The sequence below is a fragment of the Aeromonas sp. 600724 genome (assembly GCF_049175135.1).
GTDB lineage: Bacteria > Pseudomonadota > Gammaproteobacteria > Enterobacterales > Aeromonadaceae > Aeromonas > Aeromonas veronii_A.
Window position 1 is genome coordinate 400794 of record NZ_JAAKUM010000001.1, and the last position, 22965, is coordinate 423758.

The following is a 22965-nucleotide window of genomic DNA, read 5'->3' on the forward strand; positions in this document are numbered from 1 at the left end:
TAAAGGGGGGCATGATAAAGAATTCGGGGCGCAGTTCGCCCCTTTTGTTGCCGCAAAGGCCTGTATCGACATGTAGCAAAACGGCTTGGGAACAAAGAGAGCAAGATTCGGGTCGTTCCAGAAAGGAGTGGTTGCCATAGTGGGGCCAAACCCAAGTCGGTTGGAACCTATTGGGGTTCCAACCCACAGCCAACCCTGTGCCCCACTGATTTGGCGCACAACACACCTGCGAGGGAACTGCCATGTCATTACTGTCCAAAAAGGTCGCCATCATCACCGGCGCCAGCTCCGGCATCGGTCGCGCCAGCGCCATCCTGTTTGCCCGCGAAGGGGCCAGCGTTGTCGTCGGCGCCCGCCGCCAGCCCGAGCTGGATCTGCTGGTGGATGAGATCCGCCATGAGGGGGGCCAGGCGGTGAGTCTGGCGGGAGATGTGAAAAACGAGACTTACGCCCGCGATCTGGTGGAGCTCGCGCTAACCCGTTTCGGCGGGCTCGATATCGCCTTCAACAACGCAGGTACCACAGGCATGCCGGGCAGCGTAGAGGAGCTTGAACTGGCGCAGTGGCAGGAAATTCTGGATACCAACCTCACCAGCGCCTTTGTGGGAGCCAAGTACCAGATCCCCGCCATGCTGGCGCGTGGTGGCGGCTCGCTTATTTTTACCTCTACCTTCGTCGGCCATACCCTGGGGCTGCCCGGCATGGCGGCCTATGCGGCGAGCAAGGCGGGCCTCATTGGCCTGACCCGGGTGCTGGCTGCCGAGTATGGGGCACAAGGGGTGCGGGTCAACGCCCTGCTGCCGGGGGGCACCGACACTCCCATGGGGCGGGCTTTTGCCAATACGCCAGAGAGCCTCGCCTTTGTGCAGAATATGCATGCCCTCAAACGGCTGGCCCAACCGGAGGAGATCGCCCGCTCGGCCCTTTATCTCGCGTCCGATGCATCCAGCTTTACCACCGGCATTGCCCTGCTGGCCGATGGTGGGGTATCAATTTGTCGTACATGACGTTGTCGCCCCCAAGATCCTGCGACCGCAACCTTATCGTGAGAGCGCCTTATGTCTGATTACGCCCGCATCGCCGATGCCATCCGTTTTATCGCAAGTCAGGTGGAGCGCCAGCCCACTCTGGACGAGATAGCGGCGCACGTTCACTTAAGTCCCTTTCACTTCCAGCGGCTGTTCAGCCGCTGGGCCGGAGTGACGCCCAAACGCTATCTGCAGGTGCTGACCCTGGAGCGGGCCAAGGCGCTGCTGCAGGAGTCGCGCCCGCTGCTGGAGGTGGCCGATACCCTGGGCCTTAGCAGCGGCTCGCGGCTCTACGATCACTTCGTGCAGCTCGAAGCGGTAACGCCGGGCGAGTACAAGCAGCGCGGGGCCGGGCTGGTTATCGATCACGGGGTGCACGACACCCCCTTCGGCCAGGCGTTTGTCGCCCTGACCCAGCGGGGGGTGTGCAACTTCTCGTTTCTCGATGACAAGGCCCCAGAGGCACCGCTGGCCGCCCTCGCCCACAGCTGGCCTGCGGCAAGGCTGCAAGTAGCGCCATCACGCACCCGGGGGGTCATCCACACCATGTTCGATGGCAGCAAGGCGCCGGATCGCCCTATCTCCTTGCACGTGAGCGGCACCAACTTTCAGATCAGCGTCTGGCGGGCGCTGCTGCAGATCCCGCCCGCCAAGGTGGTGAGCTACGCCCAGGTGGCGAACGCAGTCGGCAACCCCAAAGCCGCCCGAGCCGTGGGGCTGGCGGTGGGCGCCAACCCCGTCGCCTTGATGATCCCCTGTCACCGGGTCATCCAGCAAAACGGCAAACTCGGCGGCTATCACTGGGGCGAGACCCGTAAACAGGCGATCCACGCCTGGGAAGCGGCGAGGTATGAGTGAAGGTGGCCTTTATTCTGCTCGGCCTGATGAGGAAAACAGGAATCTTGGTAGTGAGTCAGCAGACAATCAGGCAACGCCGGACAAGCGTGCGGCGATATAAAACGGGGACATAAGAAGAATCGGGGCGCAGATCGCCCCTTTTGTTGCTTTGGTTACAGGGCGTGGCGATCAGTTACACCACCCCAGCGGATTAACGAAACACGTAGGGTGTAATAAGTGCAGAGCATTGCACCATTTGCAGAGTGGCTTTTGTGCAAGGTATGAGGAACAAAAGTAGAGGTGCAATTTCATTGCACCCTACGGCACCGCAACGTGTTGTTATATGCGTGACTCACTTTCAAACTGAAGGCTAAGCGGCGCCAGCATGAACGACCCGAATCGCTCTCTCAACGAACAGGCGTAACTCACCATCTATGATTTGCACTTGATCCGCTGATGGGTTCGTATCGTGATGATATTGCCCAGCGTAACCGTTTATTTCATTTAATTCCGCAGTAATGTTCTGAGCATGAAAAAGTGGGCTATTTTGTGGAGCAGCATTAATAGCTTGAATTACCTGTCCGAACAGCAACCCGCTATCTACCATGCCAGGGAATCGGCGATGCAAATATCCTTCTAGCATAGGTCTAATAGACCTCGCAACCTCCATGCTACTTTGAGCTTCACCCGCTAAATATTCGCCTAACACTCTATGGCATTTGAAGTATGCCCCTTCACATTCTTTATCAACGTCAATCATAGCAAAATCACTATAGCGATTTTCAACAGTTTTTAATCTCAAACATACAACATGCTGAGGTGTACTTCCGCGTAAAATTTCGTCCCGCAGATTTCTCATAAAATGAATGTCGTGAACTAACACAATTAGCTGTCTGCAATTATCATGAACCCGTTTCAATATGGTACGAGTCTGCTGCTTACGATTAAGGTCTAGGCTGCAAATGGGGTCATCAATCACTACGACCTTACTTGCCAGATCAACAGTTGACTCAACTGATGCAATAAAAAATGCAAAGGCCAAAGTCCTTTTATCCCCCTCACTCAACGAGGTCTTGAAGTCAGGGACTCCGCCAGTTAATTCAATACTGGCTCCACGCATGTATAGGTTGTAATTGCTTCGCAGACCGCCTCGGTAGTTGAAATCTATATTCGGTATAGAGAATTGCGCACCAAATGCACGAAGCAACTGATTAATTCGGTCCTTGTAACTCTCAAGTGTGGTTTGCATGATCGTGTTCAAAGCATCTTTTTTAAGTTGCTTTTCAGCCTGTTTCAGTGCTTCTTCAGAAGTCGCTGTATCAAGTTGAGAAAGCATATCAACGACTTCTTGCCGATATCTGGTCTTAGCCTGTTCAAGAGTTGCAATTTGGCGATGCAAATCGTCAGTGCTCACCGTGGCAAGGTTTGTCTTGTAGTCATTAATTTGTCTAATCGCAGCGTCTATCCTGCTATTGCAATTCCTAACAATTACTAGAATTTGATCCCAGATAACTCTCAGTTCGTTTTCTGCTTCAATTGAACCGATTGGTTCAAGTAAATTAGCCTCCTTGGTGATTCTTAATTCATCCAGACGCCTTCTAATTTCCAAGAGTGCAAGCATAGAAGCATCAAAATTAAACTCCGGGGCTTGTATCTCGAGATGCTCCTGCCACCCATCAATGATTGCGCTAGCGGTAGAGAAATTTGCGGCAAGTCTTTCGATAATCGATTGTGAAGTAGCATGTGATATGAGCGTATCCAACGCAGCCACTGAGACCTTTAGACGATTATAATCTTGATTAAAATAGCTTCGATAAGCCTCAATTAGCTCGACACCGTCAAGAGGTTGGTTGCAATACGGGCAATTTTCATCGTTTCCATAGTTACGACCATCACTAATCCATTTTTCAAGGCCCGGCTGACCAAGTAGGTCTAAGTGTTGCCTGACACGTTGCTCAGCAGCCAAGTCGATATCAGATAAAGAGCGTCTAAACGTCTCAAAAATTTGACCAACATTAAGCGTTGGTTCTTCCAAGCACCTAGGCAAAGCTTTGGCTTGGATAAATCCGATGTTCTGAGCCTCTACGATTTGTTCATTTAATCTCGCGATCTGGGCATCTGCATCTACTACTTCGGCCAAATTGCGGAACTGACGAAGTGTTATGCCTCGATGAAACTCAGCCAATTGATTATTAAGTTCTCTAACTGCTTGTGCTGCCGCAACGGCGTCAGCGTCGGCTTGATCATATTCGTGCTGAGCATTTACTGCGTTGGTGCCTAGGGCAAACTGCAGAAGATTCCTTCTCTGATCAGTTGTTACTTGACCTCCTGCGTATACGTTCTTTTCCACAAAATCGGCATCGAATACCAATAACTCTGGACGTGGGTGATCCCACGCTGAGTTTGTGAATCTTGAATTCTGGCCGTTAGAGAATTGAAAATGGACTTCAGGCTGATTGCTGCCGTCTATTGTACGACGGCGACTTATCAGATCGGGTTCGTTAGAGGCGCATGATCGGAGGATTGACGTGAGAGTAGACTTGCCCACTCCGTTATCGGCGTAAATAAGACTCGCTTTCTTAAGACTATAAGCACGACCATTGGCATCATGAAGAAGGCCAACTCCCTTAACTCGGTGAATTCGTTCTAGCATTCTTTCCCCCTCCCCCGACTCTACGGGATAATGTTTGCCCTCTGAACTTTTGGCACCGGTATCTGGCAGTAAGGCACATACCAGTGATTGGATGGACGGCAGTATTAATCCGATAGTCTCCAGTCTGCTGCAGTTTACCTATGTCATTTATCGGGCTTTACACATGGATGACTCAAACGGTTGCCAAACGGCAATCTTAGCTAACGAGGTAAGCAAGAAAAGAGGGAGATGACAGTTTCCTGAGCAAGATCAATAAATTAATCAATAAGTACAAATACCGGCCACATATCAGCAGTGCCGGAGCATAGATAAAGAAAAGACGCCCTAAGGCGTCTTTCTTATTGCTGGAGTCTGGAGCAAACCGGTTAGGAGATCTCCCCCTCCCCGCCTTGCCCACAACCCTATCAGATCGGGGTAATGGAGGTGATATGGGCATCCCCGTCCAGTGATTTGAAGATCTGTACCACGGCTTCGCCATGGATCGGTTTGGCAAGCGGCACAGTGCTCTTGCACTTGAAGCGGTAGTTGGTGCCAGCCACCACTTGAGTGGAGACTTCAAAGGGTACGTACTGCACCCCTACAAATCCTTTCAGCGCCTGATCAAATACCGCCTGATCCTCGGCGGTCAGCTTGTGATATGCGGTCCATCCACCCACCAACACTGCTTGTTCTGACATATCAAACTCTCCGTGCTCTATGATCCCGACTCGTTTGGCCGTTCGGGCTGCGCCCCGTTGATTCAAGTGGTTTCCGGTCTCCACCGGGGGTCGTCACTGCCGGTTGGCGCGATGACGATGAGCCCGTTTGCGCAGCTATCTGCAACTGGATCAGCCCTCCCCCCAGCCACAAGCCGCTGTTGACAGCGGGCTCAATTGGCATGAGAGAGCCTAGTGCGAGATGGCAAAAATGCCCCTGTCACATATGACAGGGGCAAGGTGGCGAAAAAGCTGCTCGAAAAAAGAAGATATGTGGCGCAAACGATTGAGAAAAGAAAAGACGCCTCAAGGGCGTCTTTTTTGCATTTTTATGCTCGAAGGGTAGAAGGGCTAGCGCCGCTTATTCCCATTCGATAGTTGCGGGCGGCTTGCCGGAAACGTCGTACACCACGCGGGAGATACCGTTGATCTCGTTGATGATGCGGTTCGATACGTGACCGAGGAAGTCGTACGGCAGATGTGCCCAGTGGGCGGTCATAAAGTCGATGGTTTCGACGGCGCGAAGCGCAATGACCCAGTCATATTTGCGACCATCGCCCATCACACCAACGGAGCGCACCGGCAGGAACACGGCGAACGCCTGGCTGACCTGGTTGTAGAGGTCGGCTTTGCGCAGCTCTTCGATAAAGACTGCATCGGCACGGCGCAGAATATCGCAGTACTCTTTCTTCACTTCGCCAAGAACACGCACGCCCAGACCCGGACCCGGGAACGGGTGACGGTAGAGCATGTCGTAGGGCAGACCCAGTTCGAGGCCAACGCGGCGCACTTCGTCTTTGAACAGCTCGCGCAGCGGCTCGACCAGACCCATCTTCATCTCTTCCGGCAGGCCGCCGACGTTGTGGTGAGACTTGATGACGTGGGCCTTGCCGGTCTTGCTGGCAGCGGATTCGATAACGTCCGGGTAGATGGTGCCTTGCGCCAGCCACTTGGCGTTTTTCAGCTTTTTCGCTTCATCATCAAACACTTCGACGAAAACGCGGCCGATGATCTTACGCTTGGCTTCCGGCTCGTCAACACCGGCCAGGGCAGAGAGGAAGCGCTCTTCCGCTTCAACCTTGATGATGTTCAGACCAAAGTGGTCACCAAACATCTCCATCACCTGCTCGCCTTCGTTCAGACGCAGCAGACCGTTGTCCACGAAGACGCAGGTCAGGCGATCGCCGATGGCGCGGTGCACCAGCATGGCAACCACGGAGGAGTCGACACCGCCGGAGAGACCGAGGATCACTTCATCGTCACCTACCTGCTCGCGGATGCGGGCAACGGCGTCGTCGATGATGGTGGCCGGGGTCCACAGGCATTCGCAGCCGCAGATGTCTTTGACGAAGTGCTCCAGCATGCGGGCACCCTGACGGGTGTGGGTCACTTCCGGGTGGAACTGCACGCCGTAGAAGCGCTTGGCCTCACACGCCATGGCCGCGTGGGGGCAGGTCGGGGTCTGGGCGATGGTGGTGAAGTCGGCCGGAATGGTGGTGACCTTGTCACCGTGGCTCATCCAGACATCCAGCAGGGCATTGCCGTTGTCGGCGATGGCATCTTCAATATTGCGCAAGAGGGCGCTGCTCTTGCCAGCTTCGCCCAGCACTTCCACCTTGGCGTAACCGAATTCACGCTCGGTAGAGGATTGCACCTTGCCACCCAGCTGCTCGGCCATGGTCTGCATGCCGTAGCAGATGCCGAACACAGGGACACCGGCGTTGAATACATACTCGGGGGCGCGCGGGCTGCCAGCTTCGGTGACGGACTCGGGGCCACCGGAGAGGATGATACCGCTCGGATTGAATTCGCGGATCTGCTCTTCGGTTACGTCCCAGGCCCACAGTTCGCAGTAAACGCCGATTTCGCGCACGCGGCGAGCGATCAGCTGGGTGTACTGGGAACCGAAGTCGAGGATAAGGATACGGTGCTGGTGAATGTCTTTAGTCATTTTATTCCTGCATCAGGCTGATGTTGTCACAAAGGGCACGGGATAAAAAAGGGTGGAAAAACGGGGCGCAGGGCCCCGTTTTATCAGCCCATCCGATAGTTGGGGGCTTCTTTGGTAATGGTCACATCGTGGACGTGGGACTCTTTCATCCCGGCGCCGGAGATGCGCACAAATTCAGCTTTGGTGCGCATATCGTCGATGGTGGCGCTGCCGGTCAGGCCCATGGAGGAGCGCAGGCCGCCCATCTGCTGGTGGATGATCTCTTTGAGGCGACCCTTGTACGGCACGCGACCTTCGATGCCTTCTGGCACCAGCTTGTCGGCGGCGTTGTCGGTCTGGAAGTAGCGGTCGCTGGAGCCTTTGGACATGGCGCCCAGGGAACCCATACCACGGTAGGATTTGAAGGAGCGACCCTGATAGAGCTCGATCTCGCCCGGCGCTTCTTCAGTACCGGCGAACATGGAACCTACCATGACGCAGCTGGCGCCCGCGGCAATGGCCTTGGCGATGTCGCCGGAGAAGCGGATACCGCCATCGGCAATCACCGGAATACCGGTGCCTTCCAGCGCGTCAACGGCGTCGGAGATGGCAGTGATCTGGGGCACGCCCACGCCGGTCACGATACGGGTAGTACAGATGGAGCCCGGGCCGATACCGACCTTGACGGCGTTGACACCGGCAGCAGCCAGCGCCTTGGCACCAGCGGCGGTCGCGACGTTGCCACCGATGATCTGCAGATCAGGATAGGCGTCGCGGGTAGCCTTGATGCGATCCAGCACACCCTGAGAGTGGCCGTGGGAGGAGTCAATCAGCAGCACGTCAACACCGGCTTCCACCAGCGCGGCGACGCGCTCTTCGTTACCGGCACCGGCACCAACCGCAGCACCGACCCGCAGACGACCCTTGTCATCTTTACAGGCGTGGGGCTTGCGCTCGGCTTTCTGGAAATCTTTAACGGTGATCATGCCCTTGAGTTTGAAGTCGGCGTTGACCACCAGCACCTTCTCGATACGGTGCTTCTGCATCAGGGCAACCACCTCTTCGCGGGGGGCGCCTTCACGCACGGTGACCAGACGATCTTTCTGGGTCATGATCTGTTCAACGGTCTGGGAGAGGTCAATCACGAAGCGCACGTCACGGCCGGTGATGATACCGACCAGCTGATTGCCGTCAGTCACCACGGGGTAACCGGCGAAGCCATTCTTGTGGCTCAGCTCCTTGATTTGGGCGATGGTCATGTCAGGGCGCACGGTGACGGGGTCGGTGACTACGCCGCTCTCGTACTTCTTGACCTTGCGCACTTCGGCAGCCTGCTGCTCGATGGACATGTTCTTGTGGATAAAGCCGATACCGCCTTCCTGGGCCAGTGCGATAGCCAGACGGGCTTCGGTCACTGTATCCATGGCAGCGGAGATCATCGGGATGTTCAAGCTGATGGCGGAGGTCAGCTTGGTACGCAGATCGGCAGTATTGGGAAGAACTTCGGAGTGGGCGGGAACCAACAGTACATCGTCGAAGGTTAACGCTTCTTTGGCAATCCTGAGCATGGCAATATCTCACCGTTGAGGAAGTGGGGGTGTAAAATATTGCCGACGAAGTTTACTCACGCATTGGTCACTGGTAAAGAAGTTTTTTGAATTTTTTATGGCATAGCCCTCTTTTAGGCGGCCAACGGCGCAAAAAACTAATAAATTCAGCTGTAATCATGCCTTTTTTCACGACAAGATGATCTTTTTTGTCGTTGAGCCCCTTTCTCCCTCCAACCTCCCGGAACAGCATTTTCAATGATCCAATTATGTGCAGCCGGGTGTTCAGTTTCCCTGATAGCGACCTGGCTTGTGCCAATTCATCAGCATGGCGTTCATCGCCAGCGCACTCAGGGTGGACCAGAGCAGCAAGGGCAGTGGCAAGGTGAGCAGGGAGAGTGCAAACACCAGCACATCAAGCACCATCTGGCTCTTTCCCGCGTTGATGCCAACGCGCCGTTGCAGCCAGAGCGTTACCACCCCGGTGCCACCTACGGAGGCATTGTGGCGCGCCAGAGACAACACCCCCATGCCGAGAAAGGTCCCCCCTACCAAGGCGGCAAACAGTGGGTGGACATAGCTCACCGTCAGCAGCAGCGGTACCGCCTGGGTGGCCGCCGAGAGGGTAACGTTGACGATCAGCGTCTTGATGGTGAAGGCGCGCCCCATAGTGAAGTAACAAAACACCATGAAGGGCATGTTGACCATGAAGAACAGAACCCCGATGGGCAAACTGCTGACATGGGCGAGCAGCAGGGCGATGCCCGCGATGCCACCGGTGATCATGCCGGAACACTTGAGCAGGTTGAGACCGACCGCGATAAACATGACCCCGAGCACCATGCCGTAAACATCGTCCTTGAGGGTGTGGGCCAGGGCTTTGGTCGCCGGCACGGGCGACATGGTCATTTCACTCTCCATATGACTCCTCTCCATGTTTGCTGTGACATCAGGGCACCAGTCACTGGGCCGAAGGGGTCGGCATACTCGGGCGCCCTGGCCATTTCCCCTGCCGGTCCCCCCTGCCGACATCACAAGACTCAGCAAAAAAAGCGCCAATCAACACAAGCATCCAGGATAAGCTGAAAAATCAAATTTAAATTCCGACATTCTGCCTATGACAGGAGCAACACACCCATTCATGGGACAAACATCAGGCTGCATCAGCATGTTTGACCAGCCACACTGAAGGCAGCTCACCATCTTCCCTTTTAAAGCCCGTTATTAAGTGGATCATGTTGATATGGTGCCACATGGCAGCATGAATCATGCTCGTCACAGGAGGGGCATAGGGTGGATACGGCATATTTCTCCAAGGTGGGTTCCTGCTGCCAATGTCGATGATGCGCACCACTTTGGGGCGAAAGCACCATAACAGAGCAAGCCACCCTCGGATGCCGCTTGCTCCCAAGCGATGTCGACGCTACTGCTTATTGCCTTCCCCGTCTGGTCCCTCTCCCTCGATCCCTTGATATGCGGCATAAAAAAGTCGGCCCCAAGGCCGACTCGCTGCACACTGTGACAGGCTTTCCTTATTTGAGATATTTACCGTCAACGCCCACCTTGCCCGGGCCGTTCAGTACCCAGACCCGTGCCGAATAGGCGGGCACCGCAAAGCTCAGACTGCCGTTGCTGACGTTCTGACTCGCGCCGGTCACCGCATCCGTATAGGTGCCGTTCTTCAGGCCACTCAGGTTTATTTGCTGGGCCGAACTGGCCGCGAGGCCCACGGCAGCGTAGCTGCCTTGAGCGCTCAGGTCACGCACGAAGCTGATGCCGCTGCCCCACTCGTTCACCTGGCTCATGGGCGCCTTCTGCAGGGCGGGCACCGCCTTGCGGATCTGGTTCAGGCGCTTGATGTGCTGGTAGAGCGGGTGGCTCGGAGTGGCCGGGTTGTCCAGCACCTCCCCGTAGTAGGCACGACCAGTCTGATCCACCGTCATGGTGGCCCCGTCGATATCCTGAGGCTTGCCCGCCTGGAACATCACCTCCTCCCCGTAGTAGAGGGTCGGGATGCCCCGCGCCGTCCAGAGCAGGTTGTAGGTCATGGCCGCATTGCCCTCTTCCCCGCCGTAGCGGTACTTGAAGTCGTTGTCCGGCCCCACGTCATGGTTCTGGAAGAAGGTGATGAGCTTGGTGGCATCCCCATAGACCCAGTCCATGGCAAAGATCCCGCCCACCCCGCCAAAGCTCCCCCGGGTGACGTTGTCACGGAAGGTGGAGAAGAGGGAGAAGTCCAGCACAGAGAGGCCGGAATCGCCCCCTGCCCGGGGATCCGCCGGGTTCGGCGTGGTGCGGGTATACCACCAGGGACGGATCACCGCCGAGGCATTGTCGTTGGCCAGCTCAGAGCCCCAGCCGGTGCCCTTGACCAGGTTCTCGCCAAAGACGAACAACCCCGGCTTGTGGGCCTGCCAGTCGTGGACATAGGTCAGCAGCTCGTCCCGCTCGATGTGCTTCAAGGTATCGATGCGAATGGCGTCAACCCCCATGTCGAGGTACTGGCGGATGGCGCCGTTGAGGTAGTCCTTGACGTTCTGGTTGCCGGTGGCGAGATCGATGCAATCCCCCGCCATGTGTTTGCGCTGCAGGGCGAGCGGGCTCTCCCAGTCACCGCCTGACATGAAACCGTCCAGGTGATACCAGGCGGGATCCAGGGTCTGGGCGTCGATGCCGAAGAAGCGGTTGGGGTTGTAGCCAGCACTCGGCACGGTGGCGCCTGTCTTGGGGTCCACCAGAGGCTGGGTGCCCGCCGGATCGGACTGGCAGCGGGCCTTGTACCAGTCGGGAGCCGCCGGGTTGTCGTCGTCACAGCGGTTGGCGCTAGCGTAGTCCCCGAGGTTGCCCTGATAGGGGCCGTTGTTGATGAGCCCCTGGCTCGACCCCGCCGGTACGTAGTATTTGACGGGCAGGCGATCGATCCAGGTCTTGCCGCGCAGGCCGTACTGGCTCGAGTGGTTGAGCACCACATCCTGGATCACCTTGAGCCCCTTGGCGTGGGTCGCCTGGATGAACTCCCGGTAACCCGCCCCCGGCGACTCCAGACGGGGATCGACCCGGTAGAAGTCGTAGGCGTGGTAGCCGTGGTAGTCTAGGCCGGAGCGATTCTCCACCGGTGGCGTCACCCAGATGGCGGTGAAGCCGAGATCCTTGATGTAGTCGAGCTTGGCGATCAAGCCCTTGAAGTCGCCGCGCCAATGGGGATCCCCCGCCTTGTAGCGATCCCGGTTATGGTAGTTGTTGCTGGCATCGCCATCATAGAAGCGGGCGGTCAGCAGGAAGTAGATGCTCTCGGCACGAAAATCGCCGCTCGCCACACCCTGCTCGCCGATACGGTACTCGAAGCGCTGCTCGCGCTGATTGCCGCTGGCGTCAATGGCAAGGGTGCGGATCACCAGATCGGTGCCGCTCCCCTTGTCGCTCGCCACCAGGGGCTGGCCTGCATAGCGGGCCGACGCCGTGGTGGGCTGGCTGCCGTCCGTGGTGAAATGCACGGCGGGGGCGCTGTCCTGATCGTCGCTCACCCCCAGGGTGATGGACTGGTTGTCCAGATAACTCCCCGGGGCCGGGGTGACCGTCACCGTGGGGGCCTGCAGATCGGCCCCGGCCAGCGTCTCCACCTCGATGGCCTTGCGCAGGCTGTCAAAGCAGATGCGATAGCGGGTGTTGGCGCTGACCAGGTAATCCTGGGCCGGATACGCCTCGGCCCAATCCCCCTTGTGGTCAATCTTGAAGCGGGGGTTGTTGCTGCCAAAGGCCTGCTCGGTGCAGAAGGTGGTACCATCCTCGCTGGTCATGGGGGTGAGCCCCCAGTTGTTGGTCGTGCCCCGGAAGTACCAGCTGTCGCTGCTCTGTCCTGCCCCGACCATCACGCTCACGCTGCTGCTGCCCTTGGCGCCCTGATCGTCGGTGACCGTGAGGCCATAGGTGAAGTTGCCGGTCTGGGTGGTGCTGACGACGATGCTCTCCGTGGTCTCGCCGCTGCTCCACAGATAGCTCGTGATCTGGCCGTCGGGATCCGTAGAGTCGCTGCCGCTCAAGGTCAGTGACGCCCCCTGGGTCACATTCACCGTGCCCCCCGGGGTGATGACCGCGAGCGGCGGCTGGTTGTCATCCCCAAGGGGGGTGATGCTGTAGACCAGGGTCTGGTCGTTGACCTGGATGCACACCGTACCCACGGCGCTCCAGAAGATGTCGCCGCCACTTTTCTCAAGCACGCCGTCGCCGTTGCTGTCGCCAAAGTTGACGGCCCAGTCGCCAGCCTGATCAAACTTGAGGCGCTGGCTCGCCTTGCCATCCATGTAGGCTTCCACCTGCCACAGGTGATCCCCTACCAGAGTCATGGGGAGGCTGGCCCAGCCGTTGAAGGTGCCGCGTACGTTGAGCTGCGGCAAGGTGCTGGCAAACCCCGAGGCCTCGCAACTGGCCACCGCCGTCGCGCTCACCGCCTGAGTGCTGGCGTTGATACGGATCTGGTACGCCGTGTTGGCATTGACCCCGTAGTCGGCCGCCGGGTAGCTCTGCTGCCAGTTGCCGTACCTGTCTATCTTAAAGCGCGGGCCGCCGCTGGCATCCCCGCTCACGAAGCGCTGGCAGGTATCAAAATTGACGCCGTCCGTCGACGTCATTGCGGTCGCCGCCCATCCATTCGCGGTGCCCCGGAAGAACCACTCCGCCGCCGACGTCGGCGCCGTGATCAGGGTTCCCAACAATCCGGCCGCGAGTATCCATCTAGCCATTGATAGTCCTTTATTTTCATTGTTTTGTGTGTGATGCCGGTGTGCCCCGGCATTCCCCCATCCGCTACAGTCCCGCCTTCGGATGAGCCCGATCAGTCTAGAGTTCCCCATAACCAATTCATGGCGAATGCGCGCAAAATGTGACCACCATCGACTTCGCTATTGGCTGTATGTGATTGATAGCGCTTTCATTTCCATGCAACACCGATTTGCAGGGAGGAGTGACCAACCTGATCCATTGACTCGGCGGACGAGGTGAAGTGGGGTAAGATGGCGACATTGTTTCTCTCCTCCGCCTTCGCTGGCGAGGAACCGTGCGCAGGAACCGCCTTGAACTATCGCAACGAATCCGGCCAAAACAGGCAACAGCAGGTCTTTACCGTCACCCGCCTCAACAGCGCCGTGCGCATGATCCTGGAGCAAGATCTGGGGCTGGTGTGGCTGACCGGCGAGCTCTCCAACCTGGCGATGCCAAGCTCCGGCCACTGGTATTTCTCGCTTAAGGACATATCGGCGCAGGTGCGCTGCGCCATGTTCAAGGGCAACAACCGGCGGGTGGCCTTTCGCCCGCAGGATGGCATGCAGGTACTGGTGCAGGCGCGAGTTTCCCTCTATGAGCCGCGCGGCGACTACCAGCTGATCATCGAGTCGATGCAACCTGCAGGCGATGGCGTGCTGGCGCTGCGTTTTGAAGAGCTCAAGCGCCGCCTCGGCGCCGAGGGGCTGTTTGACGAGAGCCGCAAGCGGCCGCTGCCCCGCGAACCGCGCGCGGTAGGCCTCATTACCTCAGCCACAGGTGCGGCTTTGCACGATATGCTGACGGTGCTTAAACGGCGTGCGCCGGATCTACCGGTCTTTATCTACCCGACTCAGGTACAGGGGAGCGCCGCCATCAGCCAGATCGTCGCGGCGATCGCCAAAGCGAACCAGCGCGCCGAGGTGGATGTGCTGATCGTCGGGCGCGGCGGCGGGTCGCTCGAAGATCTCTGGTGCTTTAACGAAGAGGCGGTGGCGCGTGCCATTGCCCACTCCGCCATACCAGTGGTGAGCGCGGTGGGCCACGAGGTGGATGTCACCATCAGCGACTTTGCCGCCGACTTGCGCGCCCCTACCCCATCGGCCGCCGCCGAGCTGGTGGCGCCGGATCAGAGCGCCCGAGCCCAGCGTCTCGTTCACCTCAAGCAGCGACTGCTGCAGGCGATGAGCCGCCAGCAGACCGCCGCCCGCCACGATTTCATCCTGCTGCAAAAGCGGCTCGACCATCAGGATCCGAAGCGGCGGCTGGAGCAACAATCCCAGCGACTCGACGAGCTCTCCACCCGTTTGCAGCAACTGCTGCGCCAGCGGCTGCATCAGGGTGAGCGGCGCCTCACCAACCTTGAACTGCGCCTGCAGGGCAAGAGTCCGGAGCGCCTCTTGGCAGCTGGCAAACGCCGCCATCAGCTGGCCGAGGAGCGGCTTCATGCCCTGATTGCAAAACGGCAAGACCTTGCTAGTCACCGCCTCGCCATGCTCAGCGCCCGCCTCGACGGGGTGAGCCCGCTCGCCACCCTGGGGCGCGGCTACTCCATCACCCGCACCGCGCGTGGTGAGGTCATTAGCCGCGCCGATCAGGTCAACAATGGCGATCAGCTCATCACCACTCTGGCGCAAGGGAGCCTGCAGGTACGGGTCGAGAAAGTTATCAACGACTCAGCGCAGTAGAGCGGCTACATCAAACCACCAGCCAATCTGCCATTCAGCCCGGCAATCAGCCAAAAACAAAGGCCACCACCGCAAACACAGTGGTGGCCTTTTTCATCTCGGGTGCTGGCGCCCGCTCAGCCCTTGGCGCGGCGGGCGACCAGGGTGAACTTGTAATCATCGCTCTTGAAGAAGTTGCGACTGAACTCGAACACTGTGCCATCTTGCAGGAAGCCGCGGGAGACCTTCTCGATAATGGGCTTGGCGGGATCGATACCGAGCGCCTCCACCACCTGCGCCGAGGGGAGCACCGGAATGATCTCCTGCTCGCTGCGGTCAATCACCAGCTGCTTCACCTCTTCGATGTAGTGGTACTTGGAGCCCTGCATCACCGCATAGCTGAGGTCGGGGAAGAGGGCGAGCGGCATCCAGGTCTCCTCCAGCGTTACCGCGATCTGACGAATAAAGCGCACCCGCTTGACGTAGTAGACAAGCGCCCCTTCCAGCAGATTGAGCCGCTCGGCCAGCTCGCTGCTCGCCTTGATCACCTCGAAGGCGAGAATGTCGCTGTGGGTCTCGGCCGCCGGATCGGTCACCTTCTCATAGAGGCTGGTGAGCTGATAGATGTCGTAGTTCACCTTCTCCTGCCGCACATAGCTGCCGCTGCCCTGAATGCTCTCGATGACGTTGAGTTCGGTCAGCTGCTTGAGGGCCTGGCGCACCGTCACCCGGCTCACACCGAACTGCTCGCGCAACTCGGCTTCCGTGGGCAGGGCATCGCCGGGGGCCAGCTCCCCTTGCGCAATCCACTGCTGGATGGTGTCGGCTATCTGGCGATACATAGGTTTTTTCGACACGAAAGGCCACCTCGTCGGCTCTGCGCCATGATAAATGGAAGAGGCGCCATTCTACCCCAGTTGCCCGGCAGACAAAACGGCTCGGCCTCATTTGACCTAACAAATCACCTCGAACAAACAATACAAAAACAATACAAATAACGAATTGTATGATACCACTCACAAAAATCAGTCGACCGGTTTGTTAGCATCGCTGTCACTTTCACCATGACGGCTTGCTGGCAAGCCAACCTGACAGAGGATCATCATGAATCTGACCAGTCTTACCGGCCCCCATCTCATCACGTTGCAAACCCGGTTTGCCGATCGGGATGCGGCCATTCATGCCCTGGCTGATCGGCTCGATCAGGCCGGCAAGCTGCACGACAAGGCCGCCTTTCTGGCGGCGGTCATGGCCCGCGAGGCGCAGGGCCCCACCGCCCTTGGCGAAGGGCTGGCGGTGCCACACGGCAAGTGTGATGCGGTGCGTGAAGCAGCCTTTGCCGTCGCTACCCTGAGCGAGGAGCTGGGCTGGGAGGGGATCGACGGCCCCGAGCCGGTCAACCTGATCTTCATGCTGGCGATCCCGACCGATCAGGCGGGCTCCACCCATATGCAGCTGCTCACCACCCTCACCACTGCCCTGGTGGATGACGATACCCGCGAGGCAGTGCTGGCGGCCCAGAGTGCCGAGCAGCTGATGGCGCTGCTTGATGGTGAAGGGGATGGCGACAAGCAACCAGAAAAAGAAGACAACTTAAATACAAATAAACCCACTGTGGTCTGTGTCACCGCCTGCCCGGCGGGGATCGCCCACACCTATATGGCTGCCGAGTATCTGGAAAAGGCGGGGCGCAAGCTGGGCATTCGGGTACTGGTCGAAAAGCAGGGTGCCAACGGCATCGAGGATCGCCTGCCGCAAGAGGCACTCGATGCTGCGGTGGCCTGCATCTTCGCCGCCGAGGTGGCCATCAAGGAGCAGGAGCGTTTTGCTGGCATCCCCCGTATCGAAACGCCGGTGGCCGAACCCATTCGCCATGCCGAGCGGATCCTCAATGATGCGCTGGAAGCGGCCAAGGCCGGTCGCACCGCCGCGACGCCCAACACCAGCCAAAGCGACGCGCAGACCGGCAAGAAGGTGAGCCTCAAGACCGAGCTCAAGCAGGCGCTGCTGAGCGGCATCTCCTTTGCAGTGCCGCTCATCGTGGCAGGCGGTACCGTGCTCGCCGTCTCTGTGCTGCTGGCCCAGATCTTCGGCCTGCAACATCTGTTTGATACCGAGAACTCCTGGCTCTGGATGTATCGCAAGCTTGGCGGTGGCATGCTGGGCACCCTGATGGTACCGGTGCTGGCGGCCTATACCGCCTACTCGCTGGCAGACAAACCGGCGCTGGGCCCAGGCTTTGCGGCGGGACTGGCCGCCAACATGATTGGCTCCGGTTTTCTCGGCGGCGTGGTCGGCGGTCTTATCGCCGGTTACCTGATGCGCTGGGTCAAGCAGCATGTACGCCTTAGCCCCAACTTCAACGGCTTTCTCACCTTTTACCTCTATCCGGTGATCGGCACTCTGGTGGCGGGCAGCCTGATGCTGTTTGTCATCGGTCAGCCGGTGGCCTGGCTCAACAACAGCCTCACCGAGTGGCTCAACGGCCTCTCCGGCACCAATGCGCTGGTCCTGGGCGCCCTGCTCGGCTTTATGTGCTCGTTTGACCTGGGTGGCCCGGTCAACAAGGCGGCCTACGCCTTCTGCCTCGGCGCCATGGCCAACGGGGTCTACGGCCCTTACGCCATCTTCGGCGCGGTCAAGATGGTCTCGGCCTTTACCGTCACCTTCTCCACCCTGCTGGCGCCGCGACTGTTCCAGACCTTCGAGATCGAGACCGGCAAATCGACCTGGCTGCTGGGGCTGGCGGGGATCACCGAGGGTGGCATTCCGATGGCCATCGAAGATCCGATCCGGGTGATCGGCTCCTTCCTCGCAGGCTCTGTCGTTACCGGCGCCATGGTGGGTGCCATGGGGATTGGTCTCTCCACCCCGGGGGCCGGCATCTTCTCCCTGTTCCTGCTCCACGATGGCGGCCACGGTGCCCTGATGGCTGCCGCCGTCTGGCTCGGTGCGGCGCTGGTGGGCACCCTTATCTCCACTGTGGTGCTGATCGGCTGGCGCCGTCACGCCATGCAGCGCGGCACCTATCAGGTGGTCGCCGTAGAGTAAGGCTCATCTTCACCACCGATTTTTCAACAGACTATTTTTCCGCACGGCAGGCAAGGGCCGCCGTGCGTCAGCAAAGGATCATTGTCATGACAGTTTCACGAGTTCACATCACGCCGCACATGCACTGGGATCGGGAGTGGTACTTCACCACCGAGGAGTCCCGCATCCTGCTGGTCAACAACATGGCGGAGATCCTGGCGCGTCTTGAATCCGACCCCGACTACAAGTTCTATGTGCTGGACGGCCAGACTGCGGTGCTGGAGGATTACTTCGCCATCCAGCCCGAGAACAAGGCCCGGGTGAAGGCACTGGTGGAAGCGGGCAAGCTCATCATCGGCCCCTGGTACACCCAGACCGACACCATGCAGGTGAGCGGCGAGTCCATCCTGCGCAACCTGCTCTACGGGATGCGCGACTGCCTTAGCCTTGGCGAGCCGATGAAGATCGGTTACCTGCCCGACTCGTTCGGTATGTCCTCCCAGCTACCCCACATCTTCAACGGCTTCGGGATTGACCGTGCCATGTTCTGGCGCGGCTGCTCCGAGCGTCACGGCACCGACAAGACCGAGTTCCTCTGGCAGAGCAACGATGGCAGCGAGGTGACCGCCCAGGTCCTGCCGCTCGGCTACGCCATCGGCAAGTACCTGCCGGAAGATGAGGCAGGTCTGCGCAAGCGGCTCGAATCCTACTTCGAGGTGCTGGAGAAGGCCTCGGTGACCAAGGATATCCTGCTGCCCAACGGCCACGACCAGATGCCGCTGCAACAGAACATCTTCGCCATCATCGACAAGCTGCGGGAGATCTACCCCCAGCGTGAATTCCACATGAGCCGCTTCGAGCAGGTCTTCGAGCGCATCGAGGCGTGCCGCGACCAGCTGGCCACCCTCAAGGGGGAGTTCAACGACGGCAAATACATGCGGGTACACCGCACCATCTCCTCCACCCGGATGGACATCAAGCTGGCCCACGCCGCCATCGAGAACAAGATCGTCAACATTCTCGAACCGCTGGCAAGCATCGCCTGGGCGCTCGGCTTCGAGTACCACCACGGGCTGCTCGAGAAGATGTGGAAGGAGATCATGAAGAACCACGCCCATGACAGCATCGGCTGCTGCTGCAGCGACAAGGTGCATCAGGAGGTGATGACCCGCTTCATTCTGGCCGACGACATGGCCGAGAACCTGATCCGCTTCTACATGCGCAAGATTGTCGACAACATGCCGGTGGCACTGTGCGAAGACGGAGTACAGGTGGCTGACAAGCTCTGCCTGTTCAACCTGATGCCCTTCCCCCGTCAGGAGGTGATCAACACCAGCATCCGCATTCGCGCCCAATCCTTTGCTCTGCGCGATGAAGCGGGCCAGCCGATCCCCTACTTCATCCGCGCCAAGCGCGAGATTGACCCGGGTCTGGTGGACAGACAGATCGTTCACTACGGCAACTACGACCCCTTTATGGAGTACGACATCCAGCTCTGCCATCCGCTGCCTGCCATGGGCTACTGCACTCTCCATATCGAAGGCAATCAGCCGGGAGTGGAGCAACCGGTGACGGCCAGCGGCGAGCTGCTGGAGAACGATTTTTACCGCATCGCCCTCAACGACAACGGCACTTTGCAGATCCTGGACAAGCTGCGCGGCACCACCTTTGATCAGGTGCTCACGCTGGAAGAGGGTTCCGATGATGGCGACGAGTATGACTACTCGCCATCGCGGGACGAGTGGCTGCGCTACTCCACCGAGTTTGCGGTGACCCGTGAGGTCACCCATGAAGCGTGGCAGAGCATCGCGACCCTCAAACTTCGCATGGCCGTGCCGGCCAACCTCACCGAGCGCGCCAACCGCCAGTGCAACGGCCACCTCGATGTCACCTGCCGCATCACGTTGGCGCACCAGAGCCCACGCATCGACATCGAGCTGGAGCTCGACAATCAGGCCGATGATCACAGGGTGCGAGTGCTGATCCCCACCCCCTTCCCGAGCGACACCGTAGTCTCCGATAACCAGTTTGGCTGCATCACCCGCCCCACCCGCGACAGCGCCATGGCGAACTGGAAAGCGGAGGGGTGGAAAGAGGCCCCCATTCCGGTCTGGCAGCTGATGAACTTCGTCGCCCTGCAAGATGGCAAGCAGGGGCTGGCGGTGCTGAGCGACGGTCTGCGCGAGTTTGAAGTGATCGGCGAGCAGTGCGACACCCTGTCACTCACCCTGCTGCGCGGGGTCGGCGTGCTCGGTAAAGAGGAGCTGCTGCTGCGCCCGGGTCGCCCCTCCGGCATCAAGCTGCCGACCCCGGACTCCCAGGTGCGCGGCAAGCTCAGCTGCCGTTTCAGCCTGCTGGCGTTTGCCGGTGATCACATCAGCGCCAACGTGATGCAGGCAGCGCGCAGCTATCTCACCCCGGTGCGCTGCTACAACAAGATCCCGTTCGATGCCATGAAGCTCAACAAGGCGAGCTTCACCACCCCGCTCCACTTCAGCCTGCTCACCATGGATCCCTCCGGTCCGGTGCTGAGCGCCCTGAAAAAGGCCGAGGATGAAGAGGCGCTGGTGATCCGGGTCTACAACCCGAGCGAGCAAGCGGTGCTGGAGGGTGGCAAGGTGGCCAGCCAGCACACCCTGAGCGACTGGCAAGCGGTGCGGATGGACGAGCAGCCCCTGCCCCTTGAGCTGGCTGCAGGCGAGTTTGGCGAACTGGCGCCCTGCCACTCCCGCAGCGTGCGCTTTCGGATTGCTCGCGGCTAACCGCCGGTAACACCCACAGGTAGCAACAGGCGGGGAAGAGTCATCCTCTACCCGCCTGTTTATCCCTTCAAGCTGGCCTGCCCCGCTTGATAAAGACATAAAAAAATCCCCGCCAATTGGCGGGGATTTTTATTGGGTTCTGCTTCATCCCGCGAGCGGGAGAGCACGCTTAGCTGGCCTTGCGAAGGATCTGCTCAAGGTAGTCGGCGAAGCGGTGACCGTGATGCTCCAGCAGTTTCGGGAACATGGAGATGGAGGTCATGCCCGGGAAGGTGTTGATTTCATTCAGCAGGATCTCCCCCTCCTCGGTCAGGAAGAAGTCGATGCGCGAGAGATGGGTCAGTTTCAGCTGACGGAATGCCTTGAGGGCATACTCGTGGATCGCATCGGCCTGCGCCTGGGTCAGCCCCTCGGCACGCAATGCGGTCTCGGTATGGCTGGCGCTGCTGTATTTCTCTTCATAGGTGTAGAACTTGTCCTGCGGCACGCAGATCTCGCCCGGATACGTCGCCACCAGCTCGTCACCATACTGGTAAACCGCCACTTCCAGCTCGCGCGGCTTGACCGCTTTCTCGATCAGAACCTGTTCGGAGTAACCAAATGCATCGGCAATGCCTTTCACCAGATCCGCTTCGTTGCTGGCGGAGTAGCAGCCAACGGAAGAGCCCTGGGAGGCCGCCTTGATAAAGACCTTGCCCCACTTGGCCAGCGCGGCCTTCGCCTCGGCGAGCGCCGCCTCATTTTGCTCGGTCAGGAACAGGTACGGGGTGTTGGGAATACCGATAGCGGAGAGCCACAGCTTGGTGCTGATCTTGTTGAAGCAGATCTTGCTCGCCTCGGCATCGCAACCGAGATAAGGCAATCCGGCCAGCTCGAGGAAGGATTGCAGATCGCCGGTCTCACCCGGGTAGCCGTGGATGCAGGGCACCACGTAATCCACCGGACGGGCCACGCTGTCAAACGAAAGCAGCTTGTCGAGACCCAGCTTGCACTCGCGGCCATCGGCACTGAGCCAGCGATCGGCGAACATCTCGACGCGGGTCACTTCGACACCGGGCAGAAGGCCCAGTTGTTGCTCGAGGAAATTGGCGCTGCGCAGAGAAACCTCGTGCTCGGAGCCACCGCCGCCGCACAGCAGCAAGACATGCATGTTCTTCATTAGATGTGATCCCTTGGGAAAAGCGGCCTCGTCATGACCATTTGATAAGCCAACCACCATAAAAACCGGACGAAGCCAGATACGAACATAAGTGCGCGCCAGTGTAGCAAGGGAGATCAACCCTTGTCAGCTGATGGGAGACCCATGACCCCACTTCTTGCAGTGAAAAGTCTCCCCTGTGTCAAAATCGGGACACATTGCCCCTCAGCGCGGGGGATCGACCCTTCCCATGCCGTTGCCATTGACCCGAAACCAGCCGGCAATGCTGTAGCGCTCGCGATTGGCAGGCAGCACCTCGTGGGGAAACTCCTCGGAGAGAAACATGACCAGCCGGCCCCCCTTGGGGCTGACATCCATCAGAAACTGCTCCTTGTTGTCATACATGCGCAGCACTCCACCCGCTTCGGGCAGCCAGTCGTTGTTGAGGTAAAAAACGGTGGTAAGACGGCGGTTGGAGCGACCGGCAAAGGCATCCCGATGGGTGGCGTAAAAATCCCCGCTGCAATAGCGGGCGAAGTGGGCCTCGTAGTCGAACAATCCCAGCATCAGCATCCGGTTGGCGGCAAGACGCAGGGACTCCATCCGAGCGAGGTAGTCAGCCACCGGCGCACCGAGGGAGGGCTCCAGCCAGTGGATCTGGTCACGGCGAATGTCGGGATTGCCCTGATGCAGGGCGTCACGGCCGATCCCGGCCGGTTGCCATTCGCTTGGCAAACAGGCTTTGAGGGCATCCACCTCGGCGGCAGTCAAAAAATCATCCACTATCACCCATCCCCGGGTGTAAATGGCATCCATGGCAGCTTGATAGTCCAAGATTGGCTCACAATGAGTAGAAAGAGGGCGCTTTGTAGCGACTTACCGGCAAAGTCACAAACCGGTTTGCTTCTCTTGAGAAGTCCCAA

14 protein-coding genes are annotated in these 22965 nt (G+C 58.9%); 5 read left to right on the plus strand and 9 right to left on the minus strand.

Going from position 1 to position 22965, the window contains the following annotated elements; all coding sequences use genetic code 11:
* Positions 1-242: 242 nt before the first annotated feature.
* Both G5168_RS01730 and G5168_RS01735 read left to right on the plus strand, forming a co-directional pair.
* Positions 243-1007, plus strand: a complete 765-nt coding sequence (locus G5168_RS01730) for an SDR family oxidoreductase (protein ID WP_201988134.1) — start codon at positions 243-245, stop codon at positions 1005-1007.
* Positions 1008-1058: 51 nt separating this feature from the next.
* A complete protein-coding gene (locus G5168_RS01735; RefSeq protein ID WP_421208327.1) occupies positions 1059-1886 on the plus strand; it encodes a bifunctional transcriptional activator/DNA repair enzyme AdaA in 828 nt (275 codons plus the stop codon).
* Between the two features lie 349 nt (positions 1887-2235).
* On the opposite strand, the gene G5168_RS01740 is transcribed toward G5168_RS01735, so the two are convergent.
* The 6 genes from G5168_RS01740 to G5168_RS01765 form a co-directional block, all read right to left on the minus strand.
* Complete coding sequence (locus G5168_RS01740) at positions 2236-4518, minus strand: AAA family ATPase (RefSeq protein WP_124929297.1); 2283 nt, start codon at positions 4516-4518, stop codon at positions 2236-2238.
* A gap of 404 nt (positions 4519-4922) precedes the next feature.
* Complete coding sequence (locus tag G5168_RS01745) at positions 4923-5195, minus strand: hypothetical protein (protein WP_005337011.1); 273 nt, start codon at positions 5193-5195, stop codon at positions 4923-4925.
* A 379-nt stretch (positions 5196-5574) separates the two neighbouring features.
* Positions 5575-7164 (minus strand): glutamine-hydrolyzing GMP synthase, encoded by a 1590-nt coding sequence (gene guaA / locus G5168_RS01750; protein ID WP_019445882.1) that lies wholly within the window; start codon positions 7162-7164, stop codon positions 5575-5577.
* An 83-nt stretch (positions 7165-7247) separates the two neighbouring features.
* Positions 7248-8711 (minus strand): IMP dehydrogenase, encoded by a 1464-nt coding sequence (guaB, locus tag G5168_RS01755; RefSeq protein WP_005360033.1) that lies wholly within the window; start codon positions 8709-8711, stop codon positions 7248-7250.
* Between the two features lie 264 nt (positions 8712-8975).
* Positions 8976-9599, minus strand: a complete 624-nt coding sequence (locus G5168_RS01760; RefSeq protein ID WP_100654792.1) for a YitT family protein — start codon at positions 9597-9599, stop codon at positions 8976-8978.
* A gap of 623 nt (positions 9600-10222) precedes the next feature.
* Positions 10223-13429 (minus strand): alpha-amylase family glycosyl hydrolase, encoded by a 3207-nt coding sequence (locus G5168_RS01765; protein WP_421251767.1) that lies wholly within the window; start codon positions 13427-13429, stop codon positions 10223-10225.
* A 330-nt stretch (positions 13430-13759) separates the two neighbouring features.
* Here G5168_RS01765 and xseA point away from each other — a divergent pair, with 330 nt between their 5' ends.
* A complete protein-coding gene (gene xseA / locus G5168_RS01770; RefSeq protein ID WP_421208516.1) occupies positions 13760-15133 on the plus strand; it encodes an exodeoxyribonuclease VII large subunit in 1374 nt (457 codons plus the stop codon).
* Between the two features lie 116 nt (positions 15134-15249).
* On the opposite strand, the gene G5168_RS01775 is transcribed toward xseA, so the two are convergent.
* Positions 15250-15969: a GntR family transcriptional regulator gene (locus tag G5168_RS01775; RefSeq protein WP_005337027.1), complete on the minus strand. Its 720-nt coding sequence runs from the start codon at positions 15967-15969 to the stop codon at positions 15250-15252.
* Positions 15970-16216: 247 nt separating this feature from the next.
* On the opposite strand from G5168_RS01775, the gene mngA reads away from it, so the two are divergent.
* Positions 16217-18163: a PTS 2-O-a-mannosyl-D-glycerate transporter subunit IIABC gene (mngA, locus tag G5168_RS01780; RefSeq protein WP_421251768.1), complete on the plus strand. Its 1947-nt coding sequence runs from the start codon at positions 16217-16219 to the stop codon at positions 18161-18163.
* Between the two features lie 86 nt (positions 18164-18249).
* On the plus strand, positions 18250-20904 hold the full coding sequence (mngB, locus tag G5168_RS01785) for a mannosylglycerate hydrolase (RefSeq protein ID WP_421251769.1): 2655 nt from the start codon (positions 18250-18252) through the stop codon (positions 20902-20904).
* Between the two features lie 169 nt (positions 20905-21073).
* On the opposite strand, the gene G5168_RS01790 is transcribed toward mngB, so the two are convergent.
* Positions 21074-22063, minus strand: coding sequence for a D-alanine--D-alanine ligase (locus tag G5168_RS01790; RefSeq protein ID WP_058057457.1), 990 nt, complete (start codon positions 22061-22063; stop codon positions 21074-21076).
* A 204-nt stretch (positions 22064-22267) separates the two neighbouring features.
* Positions 22268-22876 (minus strand): 2OG-Fe(II) oxygenase, encoded by a 609-nt coding sequence (locus tag G5168_RS01795; RefSeq protein ID WP_421249197.1) that lies wholly within the window; start codon positions 22874-22876, stop codon positions 22268-22270.
* Positions 22877-22965: the final 89 nt, after the last annotated feature.